Consider the following 25,632-nt stretch of genomic DNA (forward strand, 5'->3'; position numbering starts at 1 on the left):
TAGGGTAGGGCCCATGGAACAGCAGACTGACGCACTAGCGAGACCACCGCTGCCGGCCTCGGTTGAGCAGATGCACCGCGTATCACCGAAGTACATGGTGCCCATGCTGGTGACCAACACGGTGTGGGCGCTGATTGTCATCGGCGGCTTGCTGTGGGCGCAGTGGAAGTACGGCGGCTGGTGGATGTGGGGAGCGGCCGTCTGCGGAGTGTTCTTCATCTGGAAGTACTTCCTTATCCCGTTCCAGGTACGCAACCTGGCGTGGCTGGAAACGAACAACGAGCTCATCCTGAGTCAAGGGAAGATGTGGCACACGCTCACCGTTATCCCTTACGGGCGCATCCAGTTCGTGGACGTCAACACGGGACCGGTGATGCGGATACTTGGGCTCAAGAAGTTGGTGGTGAACACGGCATCGGTCAGTTCGGTGACCACGCTGCCTGGACTTCCCGCCCACGACGCCGACGCGCTGCGTGACCGGCTTGTAGTCAAAGCACGCGAACAGATGAGTGGCCTATGACGGCGGCCTCTGAGTACCGGCGGGTCCACCGACTGACCCCGTTGCTGCGCGTGTGGGCGACGCTGCTTGCGCTGCTCACGATCGCTGTCTTCAACTTCACGATGCCCCTAGTCAACTGGCTGCAGGACGAAGGCATCGGCATCATGGATGTGGGCGTGGCCGTTGGCGTGTTCGTCGTTGGCCTGCTCGTAGTGTTCATTATTTCGCAGCTGTGGTGGGCCAAGATCGGATTCCGCGTTGGCGAAGAAGACATCGAGCTGACGCGAGGGGTGCTCACCACTAAGGTGCGCACCGCTCGCTACGACCGGATCCAGGCAGTCGACGTCATCGAACCGTTCGCGCCGCGCCTGTTCGGGCTTGCGGCGGTGCGCGTCGAGGCGGCCGGAGGCAACAATTCGGCCATCGAGATCGCCTACCTGCCCCGCGCGGAAGCGGACGAACTACGCGCCGAGATCCTGCAGGCCATTGCTGCCCGCCCCGGCGCAGCTGCGTCCGCGTTGACGCCCACCGAGCAAGACGCCGACCCGGCTAATACGCTGGTGCCACCAATCCCGATTGGTCGTTCGCTGCTTGCTGCGGCGTTCCAACTCTCAACCATCATTACTGTTGTCTCGAGCGCCGTCCCGCTCTTCACCGATCTCTCGATCACCGCGGCAGTACCGATCCTCGTCGGGTTCGTGCCACAGATCTGGCGCACCATCGACCACTCGTGGCGCTTCAATTCAGTGCTTGACGACGCCACCTCCGGCAGCAACGGGGCCGTCATCAACATGACGTACGGGCTTGCGAACCGCAGGCACCAAGCGGTCCCGCTGCACCGCATCCACGCGGTACAGCTTCGCCAGCCACTGCTGTGGCGCATGTTTGGGTGGTGGACCGTCTCGGTGACTGTGGCCGGGTACGGGTCCGAGCGCAACAAGGCAACTGGCACATCCAAGCTGCTGCCGGTCGGGACCTTGGAGCAGGCCATGCAGGTCATCGACGCGATTGCGCCGCTGTCCGGTGAGGCGATGCGAGACATGTCGCGTGCACAGCTGCGCTCCCCGCGCTCTGCGCGGTGGGTTTCACCGGTTGATTGGCGGCGGCAGACAGTCACGCTGTACCCAGAGGTCACCGTGGTCACGTTCGGTCGCCTGTCCCAGCGGTACCAGATGGTGGAAAACGCGCATATCCAGGAGCTTTCCTTCAAACAAGGGCCGTTGCAGCGCAGGCTTGGCCTGGCACATGTGCGCTTCGACCTGGTCCCGGGAGCCGTCAAAATGGTGGCGCGGGATATGCGTGCGGGGGAGGGGCGTTGGCTCGTCGATACGCTGCGCACCCGCACGCTGCCTGGCATGGACGATGCGGTAGCGCTCGTCGAGGAGGCTTAGCCGTGGACGGTCAGGCCCCAGTATTGGATGGCGCTGCCGATCTCCATGGCGCCTACGCGGGTCTTATTCGCATCGGACACGTTGGAGTTGACGCCTACGGCCCACACTCCAGAGTTGTCGGCGGCGAAGACCGCACCGCCTGAGTCTCCGCGATCGGTGATGCTGCGGAAGTAGAAGAGGCCGTTGTTTCCGATGCTTTCGAACTCTCCACATGAGTAACCGGTGGTGGCGCCGAGACGGCAGATGGCCATGCCTCGGGCTTGCGCTTCTTGTGGGGTGATCCAGCCGCGGAGCGGAAGATCCAACGGGAGTGTTGAGGAATATCGCGCATCGCCGGTGATTTCGATCAGCCCGATATCGGCGCCGACGATACCGCCGTATGCGTCCTTCTCCAGATAGGACTCCACCATCTCTCCGACATACGACCAGTTGCCTTGGGCGTCCTGCACGTAGAACTGATCGCCGCGATCGCCACAGTGGCCCGCAGTGATGATGAAGATCCGCTCGCCTTTGGATGCAAGGAAGCCCGTCGAACAGCCCGAGCTTTGTGTCTCGTTGATGATCCTGCCGCCAGGTACGATCCCGCCAGGCTGCTCCAGCCACTTCCAGTCGACAAAGTTGTGGTAGTACACGCCACGGTTGTCGTCGCGGCCCCGCTGCCCAGATGAGTCGTTTCTCGGATCGATGACGTTGCGTTGAATCGGTGGCTCGACGCGTTGGCTGGGGGCGCTTGGGCGTTCGCGGTAGTCCGGTTCTGGCCGGTACGGTGACTGACGGGCGGAGGTAGTAGTAGCTGGTGTCGGAGAGCTCTCGTTAAGCATTGAGGCTATGTCCGAGACTGCGGCGTCTTGCTCGGCGCGCCATGCGTCGAGCTCCTCATCGGAGGAACCCGAACAACTCGCCAACAATGCAGAAGCGGCGAGTACAGCGGTCAAACGGGCACGGGATGCAGTCGTAGAGAGCATGGCGGACTCGTTTCAACTAAGGGGCAGGGTAACAGGCACAGATCTTAACAGCTGTAGCAACCCTTCCGCTTAGACTCCGCCGACGAATCCCAACTGCCGCCAGGCCTCGAAGACGGCGACGGACGCGGAGTTGGAAAGGTTCATTGACCTGCGGCTCGGCAGCATCGGGATGCGTAGCTGCTTGGTCACGCGCGGGTGGCTGCGGTGTGCTTCGGGGAGACCAGTCGGCTCGGTGCCGAAGAGGAGAGCGTCACCGTCGCGGTACTCGACGTCCTGGTAGTAGTCGGTTGCCTGTGTGGTGAACGCGAAGATGCGGGCGTCCGGGATGGAGGCGAAGCAGGCGTCGATAGTCGGGTGGATCTGCACGTCCGCTAGGTCGTGGTAGTCCAGCCCTGCGCGCTTCAAGTGCTTGTCTTCGAAGTTGAACCCGAGTGGCTCCACCAGGTGCAGTACGGCGCCGGTGTTTGCACACAGCCGGATTGCGTTGCCGGTGTTGCCTGGGATGACGGGATTGTCAAAGATAACGTGAAAAGCGCACATGGTTACAGTCTAGGATGGTCACCGTGACTGCGATTAAATTAGACGGAAAACTGTACCGCGAGGAGATCTTTGCGGATCTCAAAACACGAGTTGCCGCCCTGCGCGAGCGTGGGATCACGCCGGGGCTGGCTACCGTGCTGGTCGGCGATGATCCGGCGAGCCAGAACTACGTGCGCATGAAGCACCGCGACTGTGAGGAGCTGGGCATTGCCTCCATCATGAAGGAGCTGCCGGGGGACATCACGCAGGAAGCACTCGAGGAAGTCATCGAGGAGCTCAACAACGACGACGCCGTCACCGGCTACATCGTGCAGCTGCCCCTGCCGAAGCACCTGGATGAGAACCGCATCCTGGAACTGATCGACCCGGACAAGGACGCCGACGGCCTGCACCCGGTCAACCTGGGCAAACTGGTGCTTAACGAGCCCGCGCCGCTGCCGTGCACCCCGAACGGTTCCATCAAGCTGCTGGAGCGCTTTGGCGTGGATCTGAACGGCGCGATCGTGTGTGTCATCGGCCGCGGAGTGACCGTGGGGCGCCCGATTTCCCTTATGTTGACCTCGCGTAACGTCAACGCCACGACGGTGCTGTGCCACACCGGCACGAAGGACCTGGCTGCGGAGACGCGCCGGGCGGATGTGGTCATCGCGGCCGCTGGCAAGCCACACATGATTACCGCGGACATGATTAAGGAAGGCGCCGCGTTGCTGGACGTGGGCGTCTCTCGTGTCGACGGCAAAACGGTCGGCGACCTGCACCCGGATGTGTGGGAGAAGGCGGGCTGGGTCTCGCCGAACCCTGGTGGCGTTGGCCCGATGACTCGCACGTTCCTGGTCCGCAATATCGTGGAGCGGGCTGAGCAGCTTGCCTAACTCGGCAGAAGGGTTGTCGCTGGACAACCCTCATGACATTGGGAACCCGCCCTCGCCACTGCCTCGGAACGTGCAGGTGGCGATGGTCGGCGTGTTCATCCTGGGGTTTGTCGCCGCGGGGGTGTGGTCGCTGACGGACCACTGGCGGCGTGCCACGTTCACACTCGGGGCGACCATGCTGTGGTGCGCACTGCTGCGCCTGACGTGCGACTCGCAAGTCATTGGTCTGCTGGCAGTGCGCTCCAAGCGTTTCGATATCGCGTTTTCCACCGGCCTGGGCGCCGCGATGGTGTGGCTAGCCTGGTCGGTGGACGCGCTGGGCTCTTAAAAGGATCTTACGCGCTGGTCAGCGCGATGAAGTTGCGCAAGATGTTGTCCATCTGGCGGGCTTCGACGAGAAACGCGTCGTGGCCAACCGGGGATGACAGCTTGTGCATCCCCAGCAGGTTTCCCAGGTTGCGGGACATGTGTTCCTGCTGGTGGTAGGGGTACAAAATATCCGTATCGACGCCCACAATCATCGTCGGCACCGTCGACGAGTGCAGCGCCTTGTTCAGGCCTCCGCGACCGCGGCCGATGTCGTGGCGGTTCATGGCTTCAGTGAGTGTGACGTAGGCGCCGGCGTCGAAACGCTTGACGAGCTTCTGCCCCTGGTAGTCCAGGTAGCTTTGCACAGCGAAGCGCTGGTCGTGCTCGCGGTAGGGGCCGAGTGGGTTTTCGCCTTCTTGGGCGCTTGTGCCGAAGCGCTCGTCGATTTCGAGCTCACCGCGGTAGGTGAGGTGTGCGATGCGCCGGGCGGCAGCCAGTCCCTCATCGGGGGAGGTGCCGGTGGAGTAGTAGTCGCCGCCGTGCCAGTTGGGGTCGCGCACGATGGCGTAAATCTGAGCCTCCTGGATGCCGATCTGCCAGGCGCTTGCGCGCGCGGAGACCGCCATGACGCAGGCGTAGCCGACAGATTCGGGGTAAAGCAGCGTCCACTCCAGGGTGCGCGCCCCGCCCATGGAGCCCCCCATGATGGCATGCACACGGTGGATACCGAGCTGGGTGAACAAGGTGCGTTCGGCGCGGACCTGGTCGCGGACTGAAAGTGCGGGGAAGCGGGACCCCCACGCGGCGCCGTCGGGATGCGTGCTCGCAGGGCCAGTCGAGCCGTAGCAGGACCCGATCACGTTGGTGCAGATCACGCACCAAGTGTCGGTGTCGAGTGCTTTGCCGGGGCCGATCGCCCCGCCCCACCACTCAGCGGCGTTGGAGTCCCCGGTTAAGGCGTGCTCAACAAGGAGGATGTTGTTCTCGCCCTTCGGGTCACCCCGGAACTGCCCCCACCGCTGGTAGGCGATGTGGGCGTCCTGGATGGTGGCTCCCGCCTCTGTGGTGTAGTCGCCGATTGGGACTCTCTGCAGCTCGCCTTCAGGCGCCAGGTTGGGCATCTTAGATCGCTGCGAATCCGCGCTCGAGGTCCGCAATGATGTCGTCGGCGTCTTCGATGCCGACGCTCAGGCGGATAGTCGCCTGGGAGATACCGGCGCGCGCCAAGCCTTCAGCATCCGACTGGGAGTGCGTCGTCGTTGCCGGGTGGACCACCAGGGAGCGCACATCGCCAATGTTTGCCAGGTTCGAGTGCAGCTTGAGGGCGTCGATAAACTTCCAAGCGTTGGTGTGGTCGTCCTTGTCGCCTGCGATTTCGAAGGAGAGGACCGAGCCGGTGTAGCGCAGGCCGAGCTTCTCCTTGACCGCGTAGTACGGGGAGGACTCGATGCCGGCGAAGTTCACCTTGGCTACCTTGTCGTGCTCGCTGAGGAACTTTGCCACCTTCAGTGCGTTCTCGTTGTGGCGCTCCACGCGCAGGCTGAGCGTGTCCAGTCCCTGCAGCGCAACCCACGCGTTGAACGGGGAGATTGCAGCGCCGGTGTCGCGCAGGATGCCGGCGCGGGCCTTCAGCGCGAAGGCCGGTGCACCGAGGTCCGCGTACTTCAGGCCGTGGTACGCCGGATCCGGGGTGACGAAGTACGGGAAGACCGGTTTGCCGTCGCGCTCGACGGTCCAGTCGAACTTGCCGCCGTCGACGAGGACGCCGCCGATAGCTGCGCCGTTGCCCGTGTAGAACTTCGTAGTGGAAGCGACGACAATGTCTGCACCGAGCTCCAGTGGGCGGACCAAGGCGGCGGTGGCCATGGTGTTGTCAATAATCAGTGGCACCTGGTTGCGGTGCGCGACCTCCGCGACGGTCGGGATGTCGAGGACGTCGGCGATCGGGTTGCCGAAGGTCTCGCCGTAGAACGCCTTCGTGTTCGGCTGGACAGCCGCCTGCCAGCTCTCTGGATCGTCAGGGTTGTCCACGAACGTGACGTCGATGCCGAGGCGTGGCAGCGTCACCTGGAACAGGGTCTCGGTGCCGCCGTAGATGCGAGGCGAGGTGACGATGTGGTCACCTGCCGACGCCAGGTTCGTGATGGCGGCGGTCTCTGCAGCCATGCCAGAGGCGAATGCGGTAGCTGCGACGCCACCCTCGAGGTCCGCGATGCGGTCTTCGAGCGCTTGCTGGGTCGGGTTGGTCAGGCGAGTGTAGATCGGGCCTGGGTTGGAGAGGTTGAAGCGGTCTGCTGCGTGCTGAGCGTTGTCGAACACGTAGGAGGTGGTCATGTAGATGGGCTGGTTGCGAGCCCCGTAGTCACTATCGACGGCCTGTCCGGCGTGGATAGAGCGTGTGTTGAAGGACCAGTCTTTCGTATTGCTGTTGTCGTATTGTGTCATGGGGAACAATGTAACGCTTGGTAGGTTCTGTGTGAACCAAGCTGTCTAGCAATACTGTTTAACTAGGCGATATATGTGAATATAAATAGAAAAGTGAAGAGCGTCCAGCGCCACGCTCACCCCGGGCGGTAGTCATGCCAACTTGCTGGTTCAACCATGTTGACAATAGTGACGGTGATGTACGTTCGTGAACCTTCGCGTCGCGCAACGCGGGGTAGGCCTTCGGCGACGGGAGGGAACCGGTGCCGGGTTTTCGCCGTCAGAAAAGACATGGGGATTGACAGAGCACATAAGGCACAACAGCAACGGTGGGAGGAACGGAAGGAAGAGCTACGGCGGGGGATTGTGGACAAGCGGGTTCTTTCCCACAAGGAACTCGACAAACTCCGAGGGCCGTATCGGGTGCTCGACACGAGCATTGTGTATGCAGAGAAGGGCTGGAAAGAGCTGAGGTTCCACGAACGTCAGTGGCTGCGCGTCGAAGCTGCTGCGATGATGAGCAGGGAAGCGGTGTTGGTCGGAAGATCGGCCGCGCGCATGCACGGCATTTGGGTGATTAGTACGACGGAAGAACCCGTCGAACTGTGTCTGCTTTCGAGGGGGAGCCCGCCATCTCGCCGAAACCGGGAGGGGATAATGTTTCGGCGCATGGTGCTGCGTAGCAACGAAATCTCGTTGCGCGACGGCCACCGGGTTACTAACGGTTTCCGAACGTTTGCTGACATCGCCCGCCATTACGGCTTCGTCGAAGGGCTCGTCGCTGCCGACTACCTTCGGTGTAGTGGGTTTACGTTTGAACTTCTTGAACGGGAGGCATCCCAACTTGGCAGGCTAAAGGGCGTTGCCGTGGTCCGGGAGTGCATCCGGCACTGTGTCGCGGATTCCGGTTCGCCCTACGAATCCTTCGCCCGCGCTCTGCTGATCCGGGCGGGGATCGGCCCTTTGCTTACGCAGTACGAAGTGGCTGGACGCTACGCGGACCTCTGCGTCGACGGCTGGCTGCTCATCGAGATCGACGGCAATGTGAAGTACCAAGGACCCAATGCCGAACGCGCGCGGCAGGAGGAGTTCGAGCGGCAGAAGATGATCGCTAACAGGGGCTACGTCTTCCTGCGTTACCCGCCGTCTTTCTTGCGTCGATACCCCGAACAGTTCGTCCGCGAGGTCCGCGACACCATCGCTGGCCGCCGGGCAGCCCTCGGGTGAGTACCTGCTTCTCGACGCCACCACACCCGCAGCCCGCTCTTAGCCGAGGATGGTGACCAGAGGATGGTAATCAGCCGAGTAGAGGTGATCGCCGTCGGCCTAGTTACTCGGCTGATTACCATCCTCTGGTTACCACGTAGAGGTACCATCCTGGGCGCCAGGTTAAGAACCGTAAACGAAACCCCGGCCGCCGCGAAAACGCAGCAACCGGGACCGATCAAACCGAGTGTTTACTTCAAACCGTCAATCACCTTGTTAAACGTTGCCGACGGACGCATGACGGCAGTGACCTTGGCCTCCTCAGGCCAGTAGTAGCCACCCAAGTCGGCAGGGGAGCCCTGCACCGCGAGCAGCTCTGCGTCGATGGTCTCGGCGTCCTCTGCCAGCGCCGCAGCAACCGGAGCGAACGTGGCCGCCAGGTCCGCGTCCTCAGACTGCGCGGCGAGCTCTTCGGCCCAGTAGCGTGCCAGCCAGAAGTGGGAGCCGCGGTCGTCGATCTCGCCGACCTTGCGCGATGGCGACTTGCCTTCGTTGAGCAGCTTCTCCGTTGCGCGGTCCAGCGCGTCACCGAGGACGCCTGCCTTCTCGTTGCCCTTGGTGTTCTTCTCGTGGCGGAAGGACTCTGCAAGTGCGAGGTACTCGCCGAGGGAGTCCCAGCGCAGGTGGTTCTCCTCCTGGACCTGCTGGACGTGCTTCGGCGCGGAGCCGCCGGCACCGGTTTCGAAGAGGCCGCCGCCAGCCATCAGTGGAACGACGGAGAGCATCTTCGCGGAGGTGCCCAGCTCCAGAATCGGGAACAGGTCGGTGTTGTAGTCGCGCAGGACGTTACCGGTCACGGAGATGGTGTCCTCGCCGCGGCGGATGCGCTCGACGGAAACCTTCGTCGCCTCAACCGGGTTCAAGATGGAGATGTCCAGGCCGTCCGTGTCGTGGTCCTGCAAATATTTCTCAACAAGGGAGATGAGGTTGCGGTCGTGTGCGCGCTCCTCGTCGAGCCAGAAGATGGCCTTCATGCCGGACAGGCGTGCGCGGTTGACCGCGAGTTTGACCCAGTCCTGGATCGGGGCGTCCTTGGTCTGGCATGCGCGCCAGATGTCGCCGGCTTCGACGTCGTGCTCGATGAGGACGTTGCCAAGCTTGCTGACAACCTGGACCTTGCCGTCGGCAGGGATCTTGAAGGTCTTGTCGTGGGAGCCGTACTCCTCAGCCTTCTTCGCCATCAGACCAACGTTTGGCACGGTACCCATGGTGGTTGGGTCGTAGGCGCCGTTGGCGCGGCAGTCGTCGATAACCGCCTGGTAGACGCCCGCGTAGGAGGAATCCGGGATGGTCGCCAGAGTGTCCTGCTCCTGGTCGGCAGCGTTCCACATGTGGCCCGAGGTGCGGATCATCGCAGGCATCGAGGCGTCGATAATCACGTCGGATGGTACGTGCAGGTTGGTGATGCCCTTGTGGGAGTTGACCATCGCCAACGCCGGGCCGTCCTTCAGTGCCTGCTCGAAGGCCGCGCGGATCTCCTCACCATTATCGACGCCAGCAAGGCCGTCGAGGATTGCGCCCAGGCCGTTCTCGCCGTTCAGGCCAGCAGCGAAAAGGGTCTCGCCGTACTTGTCGTAGACGTCCTTGAAGTACGCGCGGACGACGTGGCCGAAGATGATTGGGTCGGAGACCTTCATCATCGTTGCCTTCAGGTGAGCGGAGAAGAGCACGCCCTCTTCCTTGGCGCGCTTGACCGCGTCGAGAAGGAACGCGTCGAGCGCCTTGGCGGACATGAAGGTGCCGTCCACGACTTCGCCAGCTTCGACAGCCAGGGAGTCCTTGAGGACGGTCTCGGTGCCATCATTGGCGACCAGCTTGATGGTCAGGGAATCGGCCGCCGGCATGATGACGGACTTCTCGTTGTGGCGGAAGTCTCCAGCATCCATGGTCGCAACGTTGGTCTTGGAGTCCTTCGACCACGCGCCCATCGAGTGTGGGTGCTTCTTTGTGAAGTTCTTGACGGCCTCCGGCGCACGGCGATCGGAGTTGCCCTCGCGCAGGACGGGGTTCACGGCGGAGCCCTTCACGGCGTCGTAACGCTTCTGTACTTCGCGCTCTTCGTCGGTGGAAGGATTGTCCGGGTACTCCGGCAGGTCGAAGCCAGCGGCCTGCAGCTCTGCGATGGCCTTCTTCAGCTGGACCAGGGAAGCCGAGATGTTCGGAAGCTTGATGATGTTCGCTTCGGGGGTAGTAGCAAGCTGGCCGAGCTGCGCAAGTGCGTCGTCCATCTTCTGCTCGTCGGTGAGACGCTCCGGGAACTGCGCAATGATGCGGCCTGCAAGCGAGATGTCAGCGGTGGTGACATCGAGCCCCGCCTGAGCGGCGAATGCCTCAACGATTGGTTTGAGGGAATAGGTTGCCAGCAGTGGCGCTTCATCGGTGCGTGTCCAAATGATTTGAGCCATGGTTCTCCTTAAGTATCGCGTCAAATGTGTTGCCTAAACCCACAGCGTACAGCTTTTACATACCGCGTGTCTTGTATTAGCGGGGAAAGGTAGGGTCATGGGCATGGTTTTAAGCATTGCTTCGGTCAACGTCAACGGAATCCGCGCGGCAACGAAGGTTCGCAACGAGCTCAATCACGGGATGCACGCATGGCTCGACGCCTCGTCTGTCGACGTCGTGCTGATGCAAGAGGTGCGGGCAACGCAGCAACAAACCGAGCTCGCGCTGGCGCCTGCGCTTGAGCAAGGGTGGTATCTCGCTGTCGCCCCGGCGGAAACTCCGGGCGCGAAAGGCCGCGCGGGTGTGGGAATTCTCTCAAGAACCCCCCTATCTGAGGTAAGCGTTGGCATCCCGGGCTTCGAGGATGCGGGGCGTTTCATCGCGGCGACCCTCGAAAGTGGCGTGCGGGTGGCGTCGCTCTACCTGCCGTCGGGCGCCGCGGAGACGGCGAAACAGGACGAGAAGTACCGCTTCTTCGACCAGTTCGGTCCGGTGCTCGAGGAGCTGCCCGCGAAGTACCCCGACATGGTGATCGCAGGCGACTGGAACATCTGTCACCGCCGCGAAGACCTCAAGAACTGGAAGACGAACCGGAAGAAGTCCGGCTTCCTGCCCGACGAGCGCGCGTTCATGGACTCCGTCTTCGGTGCGTTCCCGGATGACGCCGCGCAGGACCTCGAAGACAAGGAGGCAAGCCGGTGGGCTGGGGCGGTGGAGTATGAGTCGGAGGGGCGTCGACAAGCGAATGACAACCCGCAGTGGTTCGACGTCGCACGCCGCTTGCAGCCCGAGGACGCGCCGTACACATGGTGGACCTACCGTGGCCAGGCGTTTAACAACGACGCCGGCTGGCGCATCGACTACCAGGCCGCAACGGAGTCCATGCTCGAGCGCGCGCAGCGCAGCTGGGTGGAGAAGGCGCCTACGGTTGAGCAGCGCTGGTCGGATCACTCCCCACTCATCGTGGAGTACGACATTTAATATGGACGCAGTCAGCACCGATCAGCTCATCACCGCGCTGTTCATCATCGGTATCGTCGCAGAGGCCATGACCGCGGCTGTCTCCGCGGGCCGCATGCGCATGGACCTCTTCGGGGTCATCACCCTCGGCGCGTTGACCGCGCTCGGCGGCGGCACGGTGCGCAACCTGCTGCTGGGGATTTACCCGATGGTGTGGGTGGAAAAACCCGAGTATCTGCTGCTCGTCGTAGTTGCTTCCGTACTGACTGTCCGCATTAGTTGGCTGATGCACCAGCTGCGTCGCGGCTTCTTAGTTGCCGACGCCATCGGGCTCGCCGCGTTCGTTGTTGTTGGTATTCGAATCGCGATTGAGAACGGCCACGGGTTCATCATTGCCTGCGTGGCCGCCATCACCACCGGTGTGTCCGGCGGTATCATTCGCGACGTCCTCTCCGATCGTGTGCCGCTGGTGTTCCGGAAAGAGCTGTATGCGTCGGCGGCGGTGATTGGCACCGTGGCGTGGTGGCTCATGATGATGGCGAGGGTCCCGGAGTGGGTCAACGTCATTGTTACCGTGCTGCTCGTGCTGGGTATCCGCCTGGTTTCCCTGAAGCGTGGCTGGTCACTGCCGGTCTATGTGTACGACGACGAGCGCGTCGCCGAGATCGACCCGAAGTACGCGCTGACCTCTTACTTCTACCGGCGAGCGCGGATGGTGCCGGGGGCGCGCCAGGTCTACCGCGGCATCAAGCGCATGCGCCGAACCGACCCGCGGCCAAACAATAAGACCGACAAAGAGGAAAAAGAATAGGGCAGGTACCGCACGCGCACGTTCCGGTCTACAGTAGGTAGGCATGACTAAAAAACAGCGCGTACTTTCCGGCATTCAACCCACGGCAGATTCCTACCACCTCGGCAACTACCTTGGGGCATTGAAGCAGTGGATTGACCTGCAAGACGGGTACGACGCGTTTTATTTCATCCCGGACCTGCACGCCATCACGGTCGACCAGGATCCGAAGGAGCTGCGCGAGCGCACCATCGCGGGCTGCGCGCAGCTGATCGCGCTCGGCATCGACCCAGAGAAGTCCACTCTGTTCGTGCAGTCGCATGTGCCTGAGCACACGGAGCTGACCTGGGTGCTGCAGTGCCTCACCGGCTTCGGCGAGGCAAGCCGCATGACGCAGTTTAAGGACAAGAGCCAGAAGCAGGGCCAGGATCGCACCTCGGTCGGTCTGTTCACCTACCCGGTGTTGATGGCCGCCGATATTTTGCTGTACTCGCCACAGGTTGTGCCCGTTGGTGAAGATCAGCGTCAGCACCTTGAGCTGACCCGCACGCTCGCCGAGCGTTTCAACTCCCGCTACGGCTCCACGTTCGTTGTGCCGGAGGGGCTGATTCCGGAAGGCTCGGCAAAGATTTACGACTTGCAGGACCCGACGTCGAAGATGAGCAAGTCTGGGCAGAACCCCAAGGGTCTGATTAACCTGCTGGATGATCCGAAGGTGTCCGCGAAGCGGATCCGTTCCGCGGTGACGGATGATGATGGCGTCGTCGCCTATGACAAGGAAAACAAGCCAGGTGTTTCCAACCTCTTAGTGATCCAGTCTGCGCTGACCGGCACCCCGATCGACTCGCTGGTGGCCAGCTACGAGGGCAAGGGCTACGGCGCACTGAAGGTTGACACGGCCGATGCACTTGAGGCCTTTACGACGCCACTTCGCGCCCGCTACGACGAACTCATGAACGACCGTGGACAGCTGGAACGCATCCTTGCGGACGGAGCGCAGCGCGCACGCGAGATCGCGGCGCCGTTGGTAAAAGACGTGTATGAGAAGGTTGGTTTTCTCGCGGGAGCCTAGCAATTCGGTGGCTAGATGGTGGACCTTTCCTCTACGATGGTGTGCTTAACGTAACAAACCAGAAGTAGGGAAGGGACTGTGATGGCCACTTCGACGTCGCCACAGACGGAGTACACCGATCGGCAGGGCATTGAGCGCGCCACGAAGCAGCAAACAGAGGGCGCTGCGGACGAGATTGCGAAGAAGGCTCCGGCGGTCGGGCACCTGATGCGGATGAACGAGCGTTTCTCCGCGCAGGGCGGTAACCAGCTTTCTGCAGGTATTACGTACTTCTCGGTACTGTCACTCTTCCCGCTGGCGATGTTGCTGTTCGCTGCCCTCGGTATGTTTTTGAACGGGCGCCCGGACATCATGCAGCAGGTGCAGGGCCAAATCACTGAGAACCTCGAAGGGGGACTCGGCGAGACCGTCAACGAGTTGCTACAGGCAGCGATCGACCAGCGTGGAGCCGTCGCAGGTGTCGGTTTGCTCACAACCCTCTGGTCCGGCTTGGGATGGATGAACAACCTGCGAGTCGGCGTTTCGGCGATGTGGAACCTTGACGCGAATGATGGTGGAAACTTCGTCGTGAAGAAGCTGACGGACCTGTTGGGCTTGATCGGTTTGATTCTGCTCTTCATCGTGGCGTTCGGTGTGACCGCTGTAGGTGCATCCTCCTGGACCTCGCAGGCGATGGAGCACTTCGGTCTCGGTGACTTCCCGGGGGCCCGCCTCGTGGTGTGGGCCGTCGGCCTGTTGGTCGGTGTGCTGGCGAACTTCCTGGTTATGTGGTGGATGGTCACGTACATGCCGCGCACGAAGGTGCCGATGAAGTCCGGCCTGAAGGGCGCGCTGCTCGGCGCGGTCGCGTTCGAGCTGGTGAAGCAGTTCGCAACCGTGATCGTCAGCTCGGCGACGGGCAACCCAGCCGGCGCGATCTTCGGCCCAGTGATTGTGCTGATGGTGGTGCTCTATCTCATCTGGCGCGTTGTGCTCTACGTTTCTGCCTGGACCGCAACTACAGAGGAGTCGTTGGAGCTCGAGCCGGTTGAGGTCCCGGAGTCCGCGATCATTAATGTGCGCGCGGGCGCGTACCAGGACCCTGCTAGCAGCGCCTCGGCATCGGGCAAGGCGCTAGGCATTGGGGCCGCGATTGGTGCTATTGGCGTCGGGATCGTTTCTTTGCTGACGCGAAACTAAGCGCGACGGCGAGTGCGGTAACCACCAGCACGCCGCCGACGAGCGCGATGGAAAGCCAGGGAATGCCACCCTGGCTTTTTGCTGTTCCAGGCTGCTCATCAGCGGTATCGGTCGGCTGCGATGTTGTCGTCGGCGTTCCCTCGACAGGGTTCAGCGACGCCACGTGGGTGTGGCCCTCGGAGGCGTAGGCGTAGGACTCGTGGAGAAGCGTCTGCGCCTGCTGCCACGCGCGCATTTTATCCACCGTGGTGTCCAGCACTACCGCCACCAGACGCACGCCGTCGTGGTCGACTGCGCCTACAAACGTGTGGTTCGCGTCATCCGTGTAGCCGGTCTTGCCGCCGATGCCGTCTGGGTCGTTGAGGTAGAGCTTGTTGTCGTTCCACAGCTCGTAGCCCGGGATGTCACCATAGCCGGGGAAGGGGTAGGAGGCGGTGTCTGCGATTTCGGCGAACGCCGGGTTGGAAAACGCGGCCCGGTAGGCGAGCGCCATATCCCATGCCGAAGTGGACATCCCAGCCCGATCCAGCCCGGAGTAGGAGGTTGCGCGGGTGTCGAGCATGCCGAGCTCGCGGGCTTTCGCGTTGATCTTCGTCAGGGTGGCGTCGTCACCGCCGAGCGCCTGCGCGAGCGCATGGGCGGCGTCGTTGCCCGAGGCCATCAGCAGGCCGTGTAGCAGGTCGTTGACGGTGTACTCGCCGCCGGCCCCGATGCCGACGGCGGAGCCCTCCTGGCCAGCGGATTCCTCGCTGACCACAACGCGCTGCTCGCGGGGCAGCTCGTCAATCGCCACGAGTGCGAGCAGCACCTTAATAATCGAGGCCGGCCTGTACCTGCCGTGCGGATCCTTCATCGCAATCACGTCGCCGGTATCGAGGTTGGCGACCAGCCACGCGGACGCGAGCACCCCCTCATCGACATGGAATCCCTCGGGCGCCTCGATGCCGCAGGAGCCCTCGTAGGTTACGGGGAGTGGTTGGAGCGTCTCGGTTTCGCGGGCCTCGGACGTCGATACTGGCTCGGGTGGCCACAGGGAGCGCTCGCAATTGTTCGTGTCCGGCGCATGGAGGCGGACAGGGGGGACCCAGTTGCCGTAGTCGTCGTAAAACCCGGGGCGGGGTGTGACCGTGGTCGTGACCGTCGTATCCTCCGCCTGCGCAAGCGGGGCAGGGGCGAGAGTCAGGCACAGGGGCGCGCACACGGCGCTTGCGATGCGTATTGCAGTGTTCATCGCAGGCTATCGTACGCCAGGTCACCCACGATATTGGTGAGGCTGCGCTTTGTTGCGCGGGTGTGTAGTTTCAGCCACGATGTAGCGCATGGTTGCGGTTGAAGGCATGAATGAGCGGCTGAACAAGCTGCGCGCGGCAGTGCTCGGCGCGAATGATGGCATCGTTTCGACGGCCGCGGTGGTCGTCGGCGTCGCGGGTGCTACCCCGAACGTTCCCGCGATCGCTACGGCCGGCATCGCCGCGCTGATCGGTGGCGCAGTGTCGATGGCGCTCGGCGAGTACGTGTCCGTGTCCTCCCAGCGGGATATGGAAAGCGCCTTCATTGAGCGCGAGCTTGAGCTGCACAAGGAGGACCCGCACGAGGAGTTCGAGCACCTGGTCGCAGGCTACGTCGCGTCTGGTTTGAGCTCGAAGACGGCGCTGAAGGTGGCGAAGGAGCGCACCGCCGAGGACCCCATCAAGGCCCACTTGGAAATGCACTACGGCATCGACGAGGACGACCTTGCGAACCCATGGTCCGCGGCCATTGCGTCGTTCATTTCCTTCTTCCTCGGTGCGTTGCTGCCGCTTGCTGCGGTGCTACTTCCGCCAGACTCGTGGCGTGTGGCGTCGACGTTCATTGTGACTCTCGTGGCGCTGGCGGCAACTGGCGCGATCTCTGCTCGCACTGGTGGCGCGAGCGTGACGCGCGCCGTGTTGCGCTTGGTCATCGGCGGTGGGCTTGGACTTGCCATCACCTTCGGCGCTGGCTGGGCCTTCGGCACCGCGGCGCTCTAAGAGTTTCGTGCCTCGTACTGCTTGACCAGCCGCTCGATGAGCTCGTCGGTGAGTTTGTCGTCCTGCAGAATCATGTCCAGCATCTTGCTGGCGGTCTGATCAAGGTTGCGGTCCTCGTCGTAGGAATCGCCGGAGAGATCCACCCCGATGCCGTCGAGCAGCGACTCGCTTGTCGACGCCCCCTCCGCCACATCCTGGCCTTCCTCCACGTTGATCGCCTCGAACTGGGATGTGAACTCCTGGAGGAACGCATCCGCCTCGTGGACTGCTTCCGAACGGCCTTTGCCGCGCTTGACTTCCGATTCGATCCTGCGCTGGAGCGCCTTTTCCATCTGGCGGTGGCGCCAGGAGCGCACGCGGGTCGGCTCGAGTTCACGCGCGATGTTGCGTGAGCGACGCTCCGCTTTCCGAGCCAGTTCAGCGAGGTGTGCCGCGGTCTGGTTTACCGGCGCGAACTCGGAGTTCGTGGAGATTCGCCAGTTTCCGTAGTAGCCGAGCAGGAAGAGTCCGAAGCTCACCATCGGGCCAATCACCATCCCGATCGCCATGTGGCCCGTGGCGTGCCCAAGCAGCACGATGACAGAGCATGCCACGGCTGGAATGACCGTTGGTTGGTTGTTGCCGAAGACACTCGGCTCGCGGCCGGTGACGACGTCGCGGATCATGCCGCCGCCCGTCGCGGTGAACACGCCCATCATGATCGCAGGCAGGACCGGCAGCCCGTACGTCAGGGCTTTCGACGCCCCGGTGGCCGCCCACAGCGCTGAGACGAAGGCGTCGCCATGGCTTTCAAGCACGCTCCACGCGCGCCCTTTGAAGTATGTAAAGCGCGCGATCACCGCGCCGGTAAAAGCCAGGATGAGGTACTCCGGCTGGCTCATTGCCGCCACGGTGCCTTCGTTGATGAGGACGTCGCGAAGCATGCCTCCGCCGAGTGCGGAGAGCATCGCGATGAAGAAAAACCCGATGATGTCGTAGCCACGGTGGCGTGCGATTGTGCCACCGATGATGCCCATCAATAAGACACCGGATACATCGAACCAACGATAAATAGCGGAGATTAACGGATCGACCTGGTCCATGGTGGCACATTTTACGTGTGCCAGAATCCGGCGTCTTCGACGGCCTCAGGAATTTAGGCTGCGACTAGAACTTGGAGAAGCGCTTGATGAGCTGCAGCTCCATCTCGTTCCACGCCTCAGCCTTATCCGTAAACGGCGCAGATGGGACGTAGCCTGCGGCTTCGGTGGAGCCCAGCATGTACGCCAGGTAGTCCTGCATGCGTGGGTTTGCCAGGAGGAATGAATTGAGCGAGTCGTCCTTGGCCCAGTCGGCGGCGTCGGCAAGCAGCTCGTAGGCCTTCGCCATCTGCTTGGTATCGACGCTATCGACGCCCTGCTTGATGTCCTGCGCGATGCCGTTGAAGGAGTAGGAGTTGTCCGGGTGGACGGTGACCTCGAGCTCACCAGCGTTGGCCAGGGTAACCAGGTCAGGCCAGGTTGCTACTGCGGCGAGGTCATGGTCATCGTTCTCGATAATCCAGCGTCCAAGGTGTTTGGTGGACGGGAACGTGAAGATTTCACCGTACTTGCCCAGGAATACTGGGTTGGAGCCCAAGTAGGTGCGCAACGTGTAGACGCTCTTGCCCTGGATGGAAACCTTCACTGGGTCGATTCCGGCACGTGCCCACGCGGAGTTGTCGTATGGGTCTTGCGCTTCCTGCTCAGCACGCTCGGCCTCGCTGGCTTGCTGCTTCGCCTCTTCGCGGGCCTTTTGCGCGGCCTCGATAGCTGCGGCAGCCGCGCTGACCGCTGCCGCGTCGATGGAGTCCGTCTGCACCACGCGGACCGACTCATCGAGGGATTTGACTACCTCTTCCCAGTTCGCCAGCACGACGCGGCCGACACCAGACCACTCGTCCAAGCCGTTCTCACCCTGGTAGTGATCAGAGCCGCGGTTGACGTTGCCCAAAATCGAGTGAGAGGCGAAGAAGATCAGTGCTGGCTCTGCCGCCGCTACCTCCGCGAGGGAGCGCGAAATCTGCAACACGCGGGACAGGTGCGAGACGTTCTCGTGGCTTGGGCGGCCAGCCAGCAACTCCGGTGCACCAATGATGTCGAAGTACTGCTTGTCATTCGGCACCACACGGTCGTCGCCCTGGTTGGAAAACTGCTCCCACTTGGGGTGGTCCGCCAGGTCGTGCTTCGGCGTGTTGTTGATGTATGCGAGCAGCGCCTCGGGGGATTCGAAGACGAGCACCGAGTTTTCATCGCCGAAAAAGGCCTGCCACTCGGAGCCGTGCTCCTTCCAGGTTGGCGCCCACAGGGTGTAGAAATCGCCGTCGGTCAGTGAAAGCTTGACGGGCAAAATAGCACGGGTAATCATGCAGCAAATCTATCACGCTGTTGGACGCCAGAAACCTTTGAAGGCCATTCCCATGTTTTCTGTTCGTACTGGGTTCATCTGTACAGGGTCGCCAGCTTCGATGAGCATCCCGTCACCGGCGTACATGGCAACGTGTCCATCCCACACCGCGAGGTCGCCCGGTTGTAGGTCCTCGTAGCGGACCTGTTGCCCGATATTCTGCTCTTGAGCTAGGCGTGGTAGCTCCACACCGGCCTGCCGATACGCCCAGCTTGTCAGCCCGGAGCAGTCGAACCCGCCGGGCGCAGATCCACCCCACGCGTACCGTGTGCCGAGCTGTTGTTTCGCCGCCGCGACCGCAGCCGCACCAGTTGCCGAGCCACCCCGGGAGGGAGGAGGTCCCGCCTGCTGAACGGCGGCGAGCTGGGTGACCTCGTTCTTAGCGTGAGGGAGTTCGCGGGCTGTGATGAGGCGCTCGAGCTCGTACATGGCGGCTTTTGCTTGCGAGGATGCGGCAATAGCGGGTTGGCTCGCTGCGTATGCCACGATCTCTGAGAGCTGCTTGGCCAGTGGTGCGAGGTCGTTCGCCAGCCCGTTGAGCGTGAGACCAGCCTGGGTGACCGCCCACGCGACCTGGGCGGCGATCTTGATCCCCGCTCCGATCGCAGTTGCAGGGTTGAGCAACAGTGGGATGAGCGGCTGGGTGTCTCGGATGAGGTCAACCACGATATTGCTCAGGTCTTTGGCGGCAAAGAACACGAGGCTGCTCGCCTGGCCGAACATCTTCACAATGGTGTCGCGATCTTTCCCCAGCAGGTTCGCAGCATTGCGCAGCGTCTGGCCCGCAGGGTGCGCCCCTACGAACGCGGCAAGGGGCTCGATGGCGGAAAAATCTGGAGTGGACAGGAATGGGAGTTGGGGAAGTGGGGCAGGGACGTGTCGCAGAATGAGCTGCGCTGCCGCGATCGGGTCAATGCCCGCAGCCAGTGCAGCCATCACAACACCGCCTGAAGAAGGTTGCTGAATCGCTCATCAACGCTGATGGCCGCTTTTACAGCCAGGAGCATCGCGAAAGCGACGCGGCTTGCTTCCTCACTCAAAGCCTCGCTTCTCGCGTTTTCCTGCTCCACGGCCTGCGAGAGCGCCTGGCTGAACTCCGCGAGCGGCCACACATTGGGAACCGGAACGTTTGGCAGTGGTTGGAGCGCAGCGGCGTCGTCGCGTAGCGAGTCAGCGTGCGAATGGATCGTTGATTGGTCAAAAGCGAAAGTAGTCATAAGAGGTTGGACGCACGGAGTCAGTAAACGGTTCCCTCCGAATTTCAATTACCATGTGAATCATGGAAATTACCGTTGTTGACCACCCCCTAGCAGCCTCCCGTCTGACACTGATGCGCGATGAGCGAAGCGACAACACCGCGTTTCGTGCCGCACTCGCTGACCTGGGCGCGATGCTGATATATGAGGCGTCGCGTGACCTGAAAACCGAAACCTTTGAAACCAAAACGCCGGTTGCAACAGCCACCGGCGTTCGCTTGGAAAAGCCCCCAATTATTGTTCCGATCATCCGTGCCGGCCTCGGAATGATTGACCCGGCGCTGTCCATGATCCCGGACGCGCAGGTCGGCTTCATCGGCATGGCGCGCGACGAGCAGACGCACGAGCCGGTTCCATACCTCGAGGCGCTGCCCGACGACCTGTCGGGACAGCCGGTGTTCTTGGTTGACCCAATGCTGGCCACGGGAGGTTCCCTCATCCACGCGATTGAACTGCTGGAAGGCCGTGGGGCAGACGACATTACTTGTGTGTGCATGGTCAGTGCGCAGCCGGGCGTCGACAAGCTGAAGCAGCACGGCGGATCGGTGCGACTGATCACCGCCGTCATTGACCCAGGACTCAACGAGGACGCGTACATCGTGCCGGGCCTCGGCGACGCCGGAGATAGGTTGTACGGGCCACGCAATATTGACCTCTAGTCAAAGTAACGTGCGTCGGATATAATCACCGGAAGTTTGTTACGTACACGAGGGGGTATACGTGTTCTTTCAGGGGAGTCTTGGCGCACGTTTTTCGGATGTGGATTCGGACCAGTACTGGGCCAGCTACGCGTTTGCGTTAGGGGAGAAGATCCGCGCGCTGCGAACAATGCAGGGGCTATCGCAGGCGTACCTGGCGGAGCGGGCGGGGATCTCTCGTTCGCTGCTCTCGAACCTGGAGCGCAATAGCTACAACAGGAACAGGGCTGCTGACCCCACGCTTTCGACGATCTACCGGATCGCTGCCGCGCTCGATGTTTCGCCGCTGCAGCTGCTTCCAGCGGACGAGGAGCAGGTGGACGAACACGACCAGTCACAAGATTCGGCGGAGATGAGCGTAGAATCATTGCCACAATAAGGCGCAGTGGGAGCCACGCGCACAAATGCTGGGTGAAGGGTGAACATACACGATGACGGCCGGAGGAATTGCGCGCGCGGTAGACCAATGGGTGAAGGAACATCACTCGACAATGGTGGAGTGGCGCCGTCACTTCCACTCCTACCCGGAGCTTTCCAACCAAGAGTTCGCCACCACCGAGTTCATTGCGAAGGTGCTGCGTGAGCACGGCCTTGAGCCCGTCCTCTTTCCCGGCACGGGACTCTACGTCGACCTGGGCCCAAAGGACGGCAAGCGGCTCGCGTTCCGCGGCGACATCGACGCCCTGAAAGTGCCTGAGCAAACCGGTCTGCCGTTCGCATCCCAGCACCCGGGCGTTTCCCACTCGTGCGGCCACGACGTGCATACGACGGTGGTGCTCGCGCTGGCGTGCGCCTTATCGACGGTCCAGCTGCCGCTCGGCGTACGCATCATCTTTCAGCCGGCGGAAGAGGTGATGAACGGCGGTGCGCTCGACGTGATCGAGTGGGGCGCGCTGCAGGATGTCGCGAGCATTTACGCCCTCCACGCTGAACCGAAACTGCGCGTAGGCCAGATCGGTGTGCGCACGGGCGCGATTACCTCGGCGTCGGACGTGCTGCGCATTACGGTCAACGGGCCTGGCGGCCACACCTCTCGCCCGCAGCTTTCGGCGGACGTGGTCTACGCGCTCGGGGCGCTGATTACGCAGTTGCCGGCGCTGCTGTCGCGCCGGGTCGACCCGCGTACGGGCACGGTGATGGTGTTCGGGCACGTCGAGTCGGGCGACGCGGCGAACGCGATCCCGAAGACAGGCGAGCTACTGGGCACGTTGCGGACAGCGGATATCGGGACGTGGCGGATCCTCGAAGATCTGGTTACTGACCTGATTGACCTCGTCGTCGCACCGACCGGGTGCACGTACCACCTCGACTACATGCGGGGCGTGCCACCGGTGCTCAACGATGACGCCGCGACGGCGATCGGGGTACAGGCAGGGCGCAGGATCGACCCACACGCGGTGGTGACCGCGCCGCAGTCCTCGGGCGGGGAGGACTTCTCTTGGTACCTGGAGCACGTCCCCGGGTCGATGTTCCGGCTCGGTGCCTGGAGCGGTGAGGGAGAGATGCAGGACCTGCACCAAGGCAACCTTGATATTGATGAGCGAGCACTTGAAGTTGGGGTGCGTTTGTTCGGAGGGGTCGTCGAAAAGTACGCCGAAAACCTCAGCTAGTGCAACTTTTGGTTGGTAACGAAGCCGTGGGCGGCCGTGTAGACTAGCCAGGTATTTGTGCGAACGACGAAGACCGTTGAGGAGTATGTAGGTGTCGAAGAAGATCGTCATCATTGGCGGAGGGCCAGCTGGTTACGAGGCTGCGCTGGTTGCATCAAAGTACGGGGCCGATATCACCATTGTGGAAGACAATGGTTTGGGCGGCTCCGCTATCCGCAAGGACGTTGTTCCTTCGAAGAGCTTTATCGCCGGCGCCAACATTAAGACGGACCTTCGCCGTGCAGACGACATGGGGCTCAACCACGGGCTTGGGGAAGCCCAGCTTTCGCTGACCGCCCTGAACGCACGCGTGATCGCGCTGGCTGATAAGCAGTCCAGTGACATCGCTAAGCAGTTGGAGCAGCGTGGCGTGCGCCTTATCCAGGGGCGCGCTCGTTTTACGGACCAACAGCACGGTCACACCACGCACCGCGTGGAGGTGCACTGCGAGGGTAAAGACACCGAGATTATTGATTGCGACATGGTGCTGGTGTGCACCGGCGCGAACCCGCGCGTGCTGCCGGGCGCTGAGCCGGACGGCGAGCGCATCCTGAACTGGCGTCAGATGTACAGCCTGCAGGAGATGCCGACGCACCTGATCGTGGTCGGTTCCGGTGTGACCGGTGCTGAGTTTGTTTCTGCGTTCGCTGAGTTGGGCGTCGAGGTGACCATGGTTGCTTCGCGTGACCGCATCCTGCCGCACGATGACGCCGATGCCGCTGACGTGCTCGAGGAGGTGCTCGCGGGCCGTGGCGTCCACTTGGAGAAACACGCTCGCGTGGAGTCGGTGACGAACACCGGCGACGGCGTGGTTGTGCGCACGACGGACGGGCGCGAGATCGCCGGTTCGCACGTGATGATGTCCATTGGTTCGATTCCGAACACGGCGGACCTCAACCTGGAGGCGGCCGGTGTGGAAGTCGCCCCGTCGGGCCACATCATTGTTGACCGTGTGTCGCGTACCAACGTTGCAGGTATTTACGCTGCGGGTGACTGCAGCGACCTGATGCCGCTGGCATCCGTCGCGGCGCAGCAGGGCCGCATTGCGGTCGACCACGCGTTGGGCGAGGGCGTGTCACCGGTGCGCCTGAAGACGGTGGGCAACGCGGTCTTTACCCGCCCGGAGATCGCCGCGGTCGGTGTGACGCAGCAGCAGATCACCGACGGCGAGGTTGACGCGGACATCTACAAGCTAGACTTGGCGACGAACCCTCGCGCAAAGATGCGTTCCCTCCAGCACGGTTTTGTGAAGATCTTCGCCCGCAAGGGCTCCGGCCAGGTACTCGGCGGCGTGATCGTCGCACCGACTGCCTCCGAACTGATTCTGTCGCTGACCATCGCGGTAGCCAACGACCTGACTGTGCGCCAGCTGGCGAACTCGATGGCGGTATACCCGTCCCTGTCCGGTTCGATTACGGAGGCGGCACGCAGGCTGATCTCTAAGTCTGATCTGGACTAGCGCTCCGGCTAGAACTAGGCGGCCCCGGAAACGCTCGCTGCGGACAGGATGTTCGTGGGCAGGTAGCGCAGCCGGGGCCGATTTTTGTTGCCGATTCGGGGGAGATGTTCAGCCCGTCGGCGTAAATCATGCGCTGGGCGAATGCGATATCGCAGCCCAGCACCACCGCGTGTTCCCGCCGCGGGGAATCGAACCCCACGACGGGGCCCTGCACCATCCGCGCAATCCATAGGTAGGTCCGGCCGTCCGGCATGACGGCGACCTGACGCGTCACTCTATTCGAAGTTTCAAACGCGCGGTGCACGACCCACAACGGGCAGCCCCCACCGTGGCGCGAGAAGTGGAAGGCTGTCGATGACTGCCGCTTCGAAATGTTGCCTGCCCGGTCGGTGCGCACGAAGACGAACGGAATCGCCTCTGCGCCGGGGCGCTGCAACGTCGCGAGGCGTTGGCAGGTTGACTCGAAACCAGTGCCGAAGCGCGCGGAGATGACGTCGATGTCGTAGCGGGTTTCTTCGGCAGCTTGGAGGAGCTCAGCGTAGGGCATGGTGACAGCGGCGGCGAAGTACTGCGCCAACCCGTGGCGCGCGAGCTGGACGGGCTCGGGCTGTGTCGATTCGTCGAAAGTGTCGCGGACGTACTCGTCGATGAGCTCCGCGAAGGCGGTGCGGCCGTAGTGATAGGCGAGTTCAAAGCACTGCTGGGACTCGGTGAGTCCGGTGCGTAGGCGGATCTCGCGCTGGTCGTGCTGCAGGGTCGAGCGGGGGCCGTGGGCGTATTGGTTGAAGCGCACTTGGATGCCGTATTCCCTGTCGAAGGTTGCCGCGAGGCGTGTCAGTCGCAGTTGCCGGTTCGCGGCGTGCGCTGCGAGCTGTTCGGCAGCAACGTCGAGCTCGTGGAAGTAGTTCTTGTGGTTCTGGAAGAATTCACGCACGAGTGCGTGGGGGTGTTCGGAGTCGGTGGTCTCGGGTGAAGTCAGCGCCCGTAAGGAGTTGGCGATGTCGGGGAAGCGCTGTGCGAACTCGTGCAGTTTCGGCTGCGGGACGTCGGGGAGTAGCTCGGAAAGCTCGTTGACCACGCGTTGGTCTTCATCGGGGGAGAAGAACGTGGTGGAGAGCTGAAACGCGTGGGTGAGTTGGAGGAGCACGCTGACGGTGAGTGGACGCTGGTCGTTTTCGAGCTGGTTGAGGTAGCTCGTTGAGATGTCTATGCGGCGGGCCATTTCGCCTTGTGTGAGTTCGAGTTCATGGCGGAGCGTCTGTATCTTTGCCCCCGCGTACAGCTTTGCCATCGTACCTTTCTCCCATTTTGTATGCGTGTACTGCGTAGTTAACAGAATTTGCACAAGTAGCAGAATTTGTACGCAGAAGTTTACATGCGAAAATCATGGCCCGCATCACATTTGGCTCCCTAGTATGAGCTGCA

25 protein-coding genes are annotated in these 25,632 nt (G+C 62.3%); 14 read left to right on the forward strand and 11 right to left on the reverse strand.

What is annotated here, in order from left to right; all coding sequences use genetic code 11:
• Positions 1–13: 13 nt before the first annotated feature.
• Both KBP54_RS02420 and KBP54_RS02425 read left to right on the forward strand, forming a co-directional pair.
• Positions 14–520 (forward strand): PH domain-containing protein, encoded by a 507-nt coding sequence (locus KBP54_RS02420; protein WP_256006191.1) that lies wholly within the window; start codon positions 14–16, stop codon positions 518–520.
• Positions 517–1,890, forward strand: coding sequence for a PH domain-containing protein (locus KBP54_RS02425; RefSeq protein ID WP_256006192.1), 1,374 nt, complete (start codon positions 517–519; stop codon positions 1,888–1,890). The genes KBP54_RS02420 and KBP54_RS02425 overlap by 4 nt, the downstream gene beginning before the upstream one ends.
• Here KBP54_RS02425 and KBP54_RS02430 read toward each other — a convergent pair.
• Both KBP54_RS02430 and KBP54_RS02435 read right to left on the reverse strand, forming a co-directional pair.
• Complete coding sequence (locus KBP54_RS02430) at positions 1,887–2,855, reverse strand: S1 family peptidase (RefSeq protein ID WP_256006193.1); 969 nt, start codon at positions 2,853–2,855, stop codon at positions 1,887–1,889. The genes KBP54_RS02425 and KBP54_RS02430 overlap by 4 nt on opposite strands.
• A gap of 69 nt (positions 2,856–2,924) precedes the next feature.
• Complete coding sequence (locus KBP54_RS02435; RefSeq protein WP_070477642.1) at positions 2,925–3,395, reverse strand: tRNA (cytidine(34)-2'-O)-methyltransferase; 471 nt, start codon at positions 3,393–3,395, stop codon at positions 2,925–2,927.
• A gap of 23 nt (positions 3,396–3,418) precedes the next feature.
• Here KBP54_RS02435 and KBP54_RS02440 point away from each other — a divergent pair, with 23 nt between their 5' ends.
• Entirely contained in the window at positions 3,419–4,267 is an 849-nt protein-coding gene (locus KBP54_RS02440; protein WP_205634833.1) for a bifunctional methylenetetrahydrofolate dehydrogenase/methenyltetrahydrofolate cyclohydrolase, read from the forward strand.
• The gene (locus KBP54_RS02445) at positions 4,260–4,595 is read left to right on the forward strand and encodes a DUF3017 domain-containing protein (protein ID WP_240492742.1); all 336 of its coding nucleotides are present in this window, start codon (positions 4,260–4,262) and stop codon (positions 4,593–4,595) included. Before KBP54_RS02440 ends, KBP54_RS02445 begins: the two co-directional genes overlap by 8 nt.
• 7 nt (positions 4,596–4,602) lie before the next feature.
• Here the strand turns inward: KBP54_RS02445 and metX are convergent, their stop codons facing one another.
• Positions 4,603–5,697 carry a homoserine O-acetyltransferase MetX gene (metX, locus tag KBP54_RS02450; protein ID WP_256000550.1) on the reverse strand — a complete coding sequence of 365 codons (1,095 nt, stop codon included), beginning with the start codon at positions 5,695–5,697 and terminating at the stop codon, positions 4,603–4,605.
• Position 5,698: 1 nt separating this feature from the next.
• Entirely contained in the window at positions 5,699–7,021 is a 1,323-nt protein-coding gene (locus KBP54_RS02455; RefSeq protein WP_256006194.1) for an O-acetylhomoserine/O-acetylserine sulfhydrylase, read from the reverse strand.
• A gap of 345 nt (positions 7,022–7,366) precedes the next feature.
• Between KBP54_RS02455 and KBP54_RS02460 the strand changes: the two genes are divergently transcribed.
• Positions 7,367–8,227 (forward strand): hypothetical protein, encoded by an 861-nt coding sequence (locus KBP54_RS02460; RefSeq protein WP_256006195.1) that lies wholly within the window; start codon positions 7,367–7,369, stop codon positions 8,225–8,227.
• A gap of 230 nt (positions 8,228–8,457) precedes the next feature.
• Here the strand turns inward: KBP54_RS02460 and KBP54_RS02465 are convergent, their stop codons facing one another.
• Complete coding sequence (locus KBP54_RS02465) at positions 8,458–10,671, reverse strand: NADP-dependent isocitrate dehydrogenase (protein WP_256006196.1); 2,214 nt, start codon at positions 10,669–10,671, stop codon at positions 8,458–8,460.
• 103 nt (positions 10,672–10,774) lie between these two features.
• Between KBP54_RS02465 and KBP54_RS02470 the strand changes: the two genes are divergently transcribed.
• From KBP54_RS02470 to KBP54_RS02485, 4 genes are all read left to right on the forward strand, one after another.
• Positions 10,775–11,692 carry an exodeoxyribonuclease III gene (locus KBP54_RS02470; protein WP_070363580.1) on the forward strand — a complete coding sequence of 306 codons (918 nt, stop codon included), beginning with the start codon at positions 10,775–10,777 and terminating at the stop codon, positions 11,690–11,692.
• A gap of 1 nt (position 11,693) precedes the next feature.
• Positions 11,694–12,482, forward strand: coding sequence for a trimeric intracellular cation channel family protein (locus KBP54_RS02475; RefSeq protein WP_070363005.1), 789 nt, complete (start codon positions 11,694–11,696; stop codon positions 12,480–12,482).
• A 43-nt stretch (positions 12,483–12,525) separates the two neighbouring features.
• Positions 12,526–13,533, forward strand: a complete 1,008-nt coding sequence (gene trpS, locus KBP54_RS02480) for a tryptophan--tRNA ligase (protein WP_070363004.1) — start codon at positions 12,526–12,528, stop codon at positions 13,531–13,533.
• A gap of 81 nt (positions 13,534–13,614) precedes the next feature.
• Positions 13,615–14,712: a YhjD/YihY/BrkB family envelope integrity protein gene (locus tag KBP54_RS02485; protein WP_070363003.1), complete on the forward strand. Its 1,098-nt coding sequence runs from the start codon at positions 13,615–13,617 to the stop codon at positions 14,710–14,712.
• Here KBP54_RS02485 and KBP54_RS02490 read toward each other — a convergent pair.
• Complete coding sequence (locus tag KBP54_RS02490) at positions 14,672–15,943, reverse strand: D-alanyl-D-alanine carboxypeptidase family protein (RefSeq protein ID WP_070363002.1); 1,272 nt, start codon at positions 15,941–15,943, stop codon at positions 14,672–14,674. The two genes, KBP54_RS02485 and KBP54_RS02490, sit on opposite strands and share 41 nt — an antisense overlap.
• Positions 15,944–16,031: 88 nt before the next feature.
• Here KBP54_RS02490 and KBP54_RS02495 point away from each other — a divergent pair, with 88 nt between their 5' ends.
• Positions 16,032–16,721 carry a VIT1/CCC1 transporter family protein gene (locus KBP54_RS02495; RefSeq protein WP_070363001.1) on the forward strand — a complete coding sequence of 230 codons (690 nt, stop codon included), beginning with the start codon at positions 16,032–16,034 and terminating at the stop codon, positions 16,719–16,721.
• Here KBP54_RS02495 and KBP54_RS02500 read toward each other — a convergent pair.
• The 4 genes from KBP54_RS02500 to KBP54_RS02515 all read right to left on the reverse strand — a co-directional run bounded on the left by KBP54_RS02500 (position 16,718) and on the right by KBP54_RS02515 (position 20,362).
• Entirely contained in the window at positions 16,718–17,803 is a 1,086-nt protein-coding gene (locus KBP54_RS02500) for a trimeric intracellular cation channel family protein (RefSeq protein WP_070363000.1), read from the reverse strand. The genes KBP54_RS02495 and KBP54_RS02500 overlap by 4 nt on opposite strands.
• A gap of 64 nt (positions 17,804–17,867) precedes the next feature.
• The gene (locus KBP54_RS02505) at positions 17,868–19,106 is read right to left on the reverse strand and encodes a hypothetical protein (protein WP_070477653.1); all 1,239 of its coding nucleotides are present in this window, start codon (positions 19,104–19,106) and stop codon (positions 17,868–17,870) included.
• 12 nt (positions 19,107–19,118) lie between these two features.
• Positions 19,119–20,081, reverse strand: coding sequence for a C40 family peptidase (locus tag KBP54_RS02510; RefSeq protein WP_256006198.1), 963 nt, complete (start codon positions 20,079–20,081; stop codon positions 19,119–19,121).
• Positions 20,081–20,362 (reverse strand): hypothetical protein, encoded by a 282-nt coding sequence (locus tag KBP54_RS02515; RefSeq protein WP_070362998.1) that lies wholly within the window; start codon positions 20,360–20,362, stop codon positions 20,081–20,083. Before KBP54_RS02515 ends, KBP54_RS02510 begins: the two co-directional genes overlap by 1 nt.
• Before the next feature lie 62 nt (positions 20,363–20,424).
• Between KBP54_RS02515 and upp the strand changes: the two genes are divergently transcribed.
• From upp to KBP54_RS02535, 4 genes are all read left to right on the forward strand, one after another.
• Positions 20,425–21,060, forward strand: coding sequence for a uracil phosphoribosyltransferase (gene upp, locus KBP54_RS02520; protein WP_070362997.1), 636 nt, complete (start codon positions 20,425–20,427; stop codon positions 21,058–21,060).
• Between the two features lie 100 nt (positions 21,061–21,160).
• Entirely contained in the window at positions 21,161–21,478 is a 318-nt protein-coding gene (locus tag KBP54_RS02525; protein ID WP_070362996.1) for a helix-turn-helix domain-containing protein, read from the forward strand.
• 52 nt (positions 21,479–21,530) lie between these two features.
• Complete coding sequence (locus KBP54_RS02530; protein ID WP_256000560.1) at positions 21,531–22,709, forward strand: amidohydrolase; 1,179 nt, start codon at positions 21,531–21,533, stop codon at positions 22,707–22,709.
• Between the two features lie 91 nt (positions 22,710–22,800).
• Entirely contained in the window at positions 22,801–24,207 is a 1,407-nt protein-coding gene (locus KBP54_RS02535) for an NAD(P)H-quinone dehydrogenase (RefSeq protein ID WP_070975871.1), read from the forward strand.
• Here the strand turns inward: KBP54_RS02535 and KBP54_RS02540 are convergent.
• Positions 24,188–25,498, reverse strand: a complete 1,311-nt coding sequence (locus tag KBP54_RS02540; RefSeq protein ID WP_070477662.1) for a helix-turn-helix domain-containing protein — start codon at positions 25,496–25,498, stop codon at positions 24,188–24,190. The two genes, KBP54_RS02535 and KBP54_RS02540, sit on opposite strands and share 20 nt — an antisense overlap.
• Positions 25,499–25,632: the final 134 nt, after the last annotated feature.

The sequence above is a fragment of the Corynebacterium pseudogenitalium genome, assembly GCF_024453815.1.
GTDB lineage: Bacteria > Actinomycetota > Actinomycetes > Mycobacteriales > Mycobacteriaceae > Corynebacterium > Corynebacterium pseudogenitalium.

Excerpts from the sequence above, each read along its gene's own strand:
- KBP54_RS02420 (WP_256006191.1), top strand. The coding sequence starts at position 14 with ATGGAACAGCAGACTGACGCACTAGCGAGACCACCGCTGCCGGCCTCG.
- KBP54_RS02425 (WP_256006192.1), top strand. The coding sequence starts at position 517 with ATGACGGCGGCCTCTGAGTACCGGCGGGTCCACCGACTGACCCCGTTG.
- KBP54_RS02430 (WP_256006193.1), bottom strand. The coding sequence starts at position 2,855 with ATGCTCTCTACGACTGCATCCCGTGCCCGTTTGACCGCTGTACTCGCC.
- KBP54_RS02435 (WP_070477642.1), bottom strand. The coding sequence starts at position 3,395 with ATGTGCGCTTTTCACGTTATCTTTGACAATCCCGTCATCCCAGGCAAC.
- metX (WP_256000550.1), bottom strand. The coding sequence starts at position 5,697 with ATGCCCAACCTGGCGCCTGAAGGCGAGCTGCAGAGAGTCCCAATCGGC.
- KBP54_RS02455 (WP_256006194.1), bottom strand. The coding sequence starts at position 7,021 with ATGACACAATACGACAACAGCAATACGAAAGACTGGTCCTTCAACACA.
- KBP54_RS02465 (WP_256006196.1), bottom strand. The coding sequence starts at position 10,671 with ATGGCTCAAATCATTTGGACACGCACCGATGAAGCGCCACTGCTGGCA.
- KBP54_RS02470 (WP_070363580.1), top strand. The coding sequence starts at position 10,775 with ATGGTTTTAAGCATTGCTTCGGTCAACGTCAACGGAATCCGCGCGGCA.
- KBP54_RS02475 (WP_070363005.1), top strand. The coding sequence starts at position 11,694 with ATGGACGCAGTCAGCACCGATCAGCTCATCACCGCGCTGTTCATCATC.
- trpS (WP_070363004.1), top strand. The coding sequence starts at position 12,526 with ATGACTAAAAAACAGCGCGTACTTTCCGGCATTCAACCCACGGCAGAT.
- KBP54_RS02485 (WP_070363003.1), top strand. The coding sequence starts at position 13,615 with ATGGCCACTTCGACGTCGCCACAGACGGAGTACACCGATCGGCAGGGC.
- KBP54_RS02490 (WP_070363002.1), bottom strand. The coding sequence starts at position 15,943 with ATGAACACTGCAATACGCATCGCAAGCGCCGTGTGCGCGCCCCTGTGC.
- KBP54_RS02495 (WP_070363001.1), top strand. The coding sequence starts at position 16,032 with ATGGTTGCGGTTGAAGGCATGAATGAGCGGCTGAACAAGCTGCGCGCG.
- KBP54_RS02500 (WP_070363000.1), bottom strand. The coding sequence starts at position 17,803 with ATGGACCAGGTCGATCCGTTAATCTCCGCTATTTATCGTTGGTTCGAT.
- KBP54_RS02505 (WP_070477653.1), bottom strand. The coding sequence starts at position 19,106 with ATGATTACCCGTGCTATTTTGCCCGTCAAGCTTTCACTGACCGACGGC.
- KBP54_RS02510 (WP_256006198.1), bottom strand. The coding sequence starts at position 20,081 with ATGGCTGCACTGGCTGCGGGCATTGACCCGATCGCGGCAGCGCAGCTC.
- KBP54_RS02515 (WP_070362998.1), bottom strand. The coding sequence starts at position 20,362 with ATGACTACTTTCGCTTTTGACCAATCAACGATCCATTCGCACGCTGAC.
- upp (WP_070362997.1), top strand. The coding sequence starts at position 20,425 with ATGGAAATTACCGTTGTTGACCACCCCCTAGCAGCCTCCCGTCTGACA.
- KBP54_RS02530 (WP_256000560.1), top strand. The coding sequence starts at position 21,531 with ATGACGGCCGGAGGAATTGCGCGCGCGGTAGACCAATGGGTGAAGGAA.
- KBP54_RS02540 (WP_070477662.1), bottom strand. The coding sequence starts at position 25,498 with ATGGCAAAGCTGTACGCGGGGGCAAAGATACAGACGCTCCGCCATGAA.